This window comes from Arsenophonus nasoniae DSM 15247 (assembly GCF_000429565.1).
In the GTDB taxonomy this organism is placed as follows: Bacteria; Pseudomonadota; Gammaproteobacteria; order Enterobacterales; family Enterobacteriaceae; genus Arsenophonus; species Arsenophonus nasoniae.
On the sequence record NZ_KE386919.1, the window covers coordinates 25981 to 31245 of the forward strand.

At 42.0% G+C, this 5265-nt stretch carries 8 protein-coding genes; 2 read left to right on the top strand and 6 right to left on the bottom strand.

Features of this window, described 5'->3' with window-relative positions; genetic code table 11:
• Nucleotides 1-216, top strand: a 216-nt coding sequence (locus G468_RS23340; RefSeq protein WP_155846987.1) for an integrase core domain-containing protein, incomplete at its 5' end; no start/stop codon positions are given.
• Between the two features lie 365 nt (nucleotides 217-581).
• Here G468_RS23340 and G468_RS0119085 read toward each other — a convergent pair.
• From G468_RS0119085 to G468_RS0119110, 6 genes are all read right to left on the bottom strand, one after another.
• Nucleotides 582-1124, bottom strand: coding sequence for a plasmid partitioning/stability family protein (locus G468_RS0119085; protein ID WP_026824292.1), 543 nt, complete (start codon nucleotides 1122-1124; stop codon nucleotides 582-584).
• A gap of 12 nt (nucleotides 1125-1136) precedes the next feature.
• The gene (parM, locus tag G468_RS0119090; protein ID WP_026824293.1) at nucleotides 1137-2111 is read right to left on the bottom strand and encodes a plasmid segregation protein ParM domain-containing protein; all 975 of its coding nucleotides are present in this window, start codon (nucleotides 2109-2111) and stop codon (nucleotides 1137-1139) included.
• A gap of 488 nt (nucleotides 2112-2599) precedes the next feature.
• A complete protein-coding gene (locus tag G468_RS0119095) occupies nucleotides 2600-2788 on the bottom strand; it encodes a hypothetical protein (protein ID WP_026824294.1) in 189 nt (62 codons plus the stop codon).
• Nucleotides 2785-3333, bottom strand: coding sequence for a ProQ/FINO family protein (locus G468_RS0119100; protein WP_026824295.1), 549 nt, complete (start codon nucleotides 3331-3333; stop codon nucleotides 2785-2787). The genes G468_RS0119095 and G468_RS0119100 overlap by 4 nt, the downstream gene beginning before the upstream one ends.
• 3 nt (nucleotides 3334-3336) lie before the next feature.
• On the bottom strand, nucleotides 3337-4314 hold the full coding sequence (locus G468_RS0119105; RefSeq protein WP_026824296.1) for an Rpn family recombination-promoting nuclease/putative transposase: 978 nt from the start codon (nucleotides 4312-4314) through the stop codon (nucleotides 3337-3339).
• A gap of 32 nt (nucleotides 4315-4346) precedes the next feature.
• Nucleotides 4347-4700 carry a hypothetical protein gene (locus G468_RS0119110; protein ID WP_026824297.1) on the bottom strand — a complete coding sequence of 118 codons (354 nt, stop codon included), beginning with the start codon at nucleotides 4698-4700 and terminating at the stop codon, nucleotides 4347-4349.
• A 254-nt stretch (nucleotides 4701-4954) separates the two neighbouring features.
• Between G468_RS0119110 and G468_RS0119115 the strand changes: the two genes are divergently transcribed.
• Nucleotides 4955-5265: type I restriction-modification system subunit M N-terminal domain-containing protein (locus tag G468_RS0119115; protein ID WP_026824298.1), on the top strand; the 311-nt coding region annotated here is incomplete at its 3' end.

Here is a 5265-nt window from a genome sequence, read left to right on the forward strand (position 1 = left end):
AGTCGGCGAGGTAATTGCCTCGATAATGCCGTGATGGAAAGATTTTTTAGGAGTTTAAAGACAGAAAGACTTAACCGTTTATCGTTTATGAATCATCAATCTGTTGTCTGTGAAGTTGAAAATTATATTCAGTTTTACAATTATTATCGACGCCATTCAACGATTGGTTATTTAACGCCACATCAAAAATATCATGAACTAAAAAATGCCGCTTAGATCTTCTACAGAATTTGTTGACCATTACAGAGGTGACCCCGTGTCACCGTTCCCTTACTGCCCGATGCCACGAAGCCATTGACCATTTGGGGTCAAGTGGAACGTGGAATACCGGAGCCACTTGTGGCGAGGATATGCCGCGAAAGCCACTTTAAGGCTTGCCGTCCCCTAAAAATGGGCGTATGGCAAGCTGGCATCGGGCAGTAAGGAAGTCCTTCAAATTTCAAATTAATACGATGGATAAATTTTATTTCCAAGCGGAATTCAATTTATTTAAGCGCTACGCTTTTTTTTCACTATGCTTCTAACATCCCGTAGGGAAACATAAGCGGAGCCGCCATTAGCGCGACATCCTTTTTATTCATTTAAATTTTATCTCCGCCAAACATTTTTTTTGCGTTGGACAGGGTTTCTGAGGCCGTTTTTTGCTCCGGTTTTTCTTCCTGTACGGGGAACGACGCGAATTCTGCACTTTCTTGCTCTACAGGGGCTAAGAGGGCGCGAACTTCGGCGTTATCCTCCGGCTGATTCGCCCGTTTCCGGTATTCATCTTCGGTGATAGCCATCCATGCCGTCCACGGGTTCCCCGCTGCCAGTTCATCCCTGACACGCTTCTGCCATGCCACGGCCTGTAATGCCGTGCCGTGGTTATCTGTAACCATTTCAGGCAGAACCAGAGACAAGGTATTTTTCAGCGTCTGTGCATCGTGTTTCCCGTCCAGCAATAATGCCAGTAATGCCGGAATCCGCTTATCCAGCGTGGACAGGGCAGCCCCAGCTACCAGACAGTCCCTGAAATAATCAGGGCGCTGGCGCAGAGGGACAGACTCAATCGCATCAATGACGGCTTTCTGGTGTGGTTCATCGGGGTACAGGTACAGCCAGAGTTTGCGGCGTTCTTCGCTCATTTTCTGTACTCCTTAACGATTAATTTCGGCAATGGAAGTGACAAGAGCAAGCTGTGCATCTGGCAAAATACTTACCTTCTCTTTCAGTAACGGGAAAGCGGCTTTGACCGCCGGATAGATCAGTTCTGCACCGCCACCAGTGAGGTAAATTCGGTTAACGCCTTTATAGGCTTGCAGGTGTTGAATGACCCGCTCGGATAAACGAGCAATGCTACTATCAATCACGCTGCATACTGTATCAATTTTGCTGGCATCGTTGACCACGGTTTCAAACAGTTCTCTGGTGTTCCGGTTTTTGACCAACTGATCGGCAATGTAATAACTAGTATGACTTCCGGCCTGTTTTAACGCATTCATCAAGGCGGTTGTGACCAGCGTAACGCCTAATCCGGGTTCGCCCGATACTTGTGACACGCTCCGGTAACGTCCGGCAATCGCGCCGCAGTCCAGCGTGGTTCCACCTAAATCGACAACAAGCGAGGTTTCCAGATCCCTAACGTTATCCGCTTCCAGCGAGGTCAACGCCGCAGGTAACGATTCCGGCAGGACGTGGACTTTTTTTATCGAAAATAGCTGTCCTTTATTCAAGGTAATATCTTTTTGCAAATTCGCAGACTTACGCTGAATGTTGTCGGTGTTTTCCTGCATGTCTGAGGTGAAGTATTCCGATACGGGCAGTGTTACCCACAACTCAACGTCCTGTGGCTCCAGTCCTGTCTGCAAAAGCGCATGGTGCACTGACAGTCGGTTTTCAACGCCATACTGATATTCAATATTGGTGGTCACAATCGCAGACGGATTGTGTGTGTCAAAAGCGTACTTTTCACCATCGGCAAGATAGTTATAGGTTTTATCACTACCAAAACCCGATGTGTTCCAGCCTTCTTTAAAGGAGTTATGGCTGACCAGCGTATGCCGTTCACCGTTATCATCGAACCATGCCAGTTTTACCGCAGTGGAACCATCATCACAAAATAGCTTTTTCACAGGATACCCTTATTGCATTAACCTTTAACTAATAACACCCATAATATACCTGAAGTGATTTATTTCAACCAATATTATACTTTTTATGGGTATTTTTAATTGTTAAACATAAATAAAAAAGCCTTAAATAGTATTTAATTTGTATTTTTACGGATCTTTATGGGTAGCGATTATTTTTTTGGGTTTTTATCGGGTTTTTATTTTTATAAAATATACCGTTATGGGTGTTTTTTTTATTTTTGGTGCACACCGCCAATAATCTCATTATATCGCTGTACGCAAAACCCGCTTACCGTTGTCAACGATCACCGAAAACTGATCCACTTTTTAGCTAAATACGATCAATCAAAATTGATCCACCCAATTCTCTTTATGGTTTTTATGCCGTAGGCATGGAAGTTACCGTCATAAGGAGTAAAAGCAATTGTACGACTAATCGGCTGATTTTTGAAAATCGCCTGTTGCAGTTTTGATATGGCGTAAAACCCCTATTTGATTTCGCACACTCTTTGGAGGATTTTAAATGTGGCGGCTTTTTGTTTCGGTGAAATGTTATTCCATTGCCGATACGAAGTGATGACATTATTTAAAAAACGGACTTCCCAATTTGTTAGTGTCGGATATTTTTTCCACAAAGTGGCATTTTCAGCATGAGCAATTAATTCAGATTCTTTCATTTGTTTTTATTTCGCCGTGCTAAACGTTGCAGATTATCCTCAACATCGGCTTGGGTGACAATTCCTGATATCTGTCCGGATTTGTCATAACGATTAGCACCTAACTGGATAAGTGCACGATAATCAGCGTGATGACCAATACTGCCTAAACAGGCTCTTAAACGCCTTCTCGCTATCGGTAATGACTTTTCCTTCACTTCTTGCCACATATCCTGTTGGATACCAATTTTCATTGGGCGCAACCCGCTATCAGGAAAAAGATTAGGCCAAAACGTGGTTATCTGGGAAATCGCTTCCTCTAACGGCAATCGCTTTTTAGGCGGTGTCGGTGGTTTTGGTGTTTTAACCTTCACTGCCTGTTTAGATTTTTCAACCACCTTCTTGGGCTGCTGTTTTACTACTTTGGGAGGATGAGGCTTTTTTGCCTGTTTTTTTGGCGCAGCATTGACCAATACCTTTTTACCGTAAACAGGGGCACTTGAAGTCTGCTCTTCTTGTGAAGCTTTTCTTGGGCAATTGAGGGTTAATTTCTTGCGTTCTGTCATCGTTTAATCTTTAAACAGGTTAATCATTTCATCATCATTCAAGCCCGTAAATTTCATTACAGATTGCCTGTCCATGCCACTTTCGAGCATTTGGCGCGCTATCTTCATCGAAGCCTGTTTTTCACCCTTTTGCATCCCTTCTTGAATCCCTTCAAGTTTACCTTCTTGAACGCCTTCATTTTTTCCTAACTGGTAGCCTTCCTGACGACCTTCAATTTTACCTTCCTGTCTTAATGCTTGAGCAATAGTCATAAGTGCTCCTTCGTGTTTTTCTGATTGTTTGGCTATCTCAGTGATAAATTCCATTAGCTTTTTGGCGTTACCTTCTTGGATGAGATAGTTAAACATAGTGATAACCTGATTATCGGTATAATAATTATACGACAATAGTTTAACAATACTATCCAGTAGCTCCGTCATATCCCTTCTGCGAATGTGCTTTTGGAGTAACTCAAGTAATGCTATTCGCTTGTGCTGCATAATCTCACCGTCTTCAAGTGTGGTGACATCGGCTAACCTAAAGGGATTGGTGTAGATACTTTCTGCCAGTTTTCTGTCGTGAAAACAGTCTAACCAATTCGTACTATAGGGGTGAGGACTTTGTTCACCACAATAAAATAAAATGGGGAAAACGAGCGGTAATTGCCTGTGTCCGGCTTCTAGGTGCTTCTGCATGGCAGCAAGGCTATAACGCATCAATCGCCATGCCATGAGCTTATCCGGTGTAGACTGGTGCTCAATTAATAGGTAGATATAGCCTTTCCCCTGTCCGGTCTTGACAGAATAGAGAATGTCACTCTGGTAGTTTTTCATCTCGCTATCGACAAATGAGCCAGATTCCACTTTTAGGCTATCTAAGTCGCATAGTGCTTTAATCTCATCCGGTAGCCATATGTCAAAGAAATCTTTCGCTGTCTCTTTTTCACTTAGAAATTGTTTAAACACAGCATCGTGTGGGGTTGGGGTGAATTTTTTATTCATCTTTTAATATTCGCTTTTAACTTAGAAAAATATCAGTGAAGAGAGTTTGAAGGACAAGGTAAAAAGACCTTACCTTCCATTATCTCTTTGCTCACTTCCTCAAAATCATCAACATCAATTACATAGATTGTTGATGAATTCTTTGGCACAAAATAAAAATTAACGGGAGATAGCGAAAGCTCATTAGAATTAATGTAACTCACTTCTCCGACTTCCAGAAATGTTGATAATCCCTTATCAATGCAGTAATCGGCTGCTTCATCGTAAGTATCAAAAAATTGTGAAGAATGCTGATTCTTAATATCAAATACCAAAAACGGTTTAGCTACAAAAGCATTGTCTTTGCGTTTGATGTTTAACTTTTTCAAACTGCGGTTTTTACTCATCTCATATTTTCACTGTTTACATAACAAATTGCATCATAACAAACGAAAGCGCTATATTGAATGAGCAATCTTTTCACTACATGACATTAATTTTTTAACAATTGCTCCGGATTGACGATGATCTGACAGACGTACTGTCCTACACTGGGAGCTTACGCATTTGATGACAGACCCTAGCAAGAAGCTTTTATCAAACGTACAATCAAACCCTAAAATAGCCTTTTCAAAAAGAATTGCTCTAAACAGGAATTATAGTGAATAAACAACAGCTTGCGAAAAAAATATGGGAATCTGCCAACCAGATGCGCTCTAAAATTGAAGCCAACGAATACAAAGACTACATACTCGGCTTTATCTTCTACAAGTATCTAAGCGACCAGTTGGTGCAGTTTGTCACCAGACAGGGAATGACGCCCGAAGACATCAAAGCGCTCAATGAAAAAGACGCTGACACCGTTAAATACGTACAAAGCAACTTGGGCTACTTTATTGCCTACGATAATCTGTTTTCTACATGGATTGATCCAACATCCGAATTTGATGAATCTAACGTGCGTGATGCGCT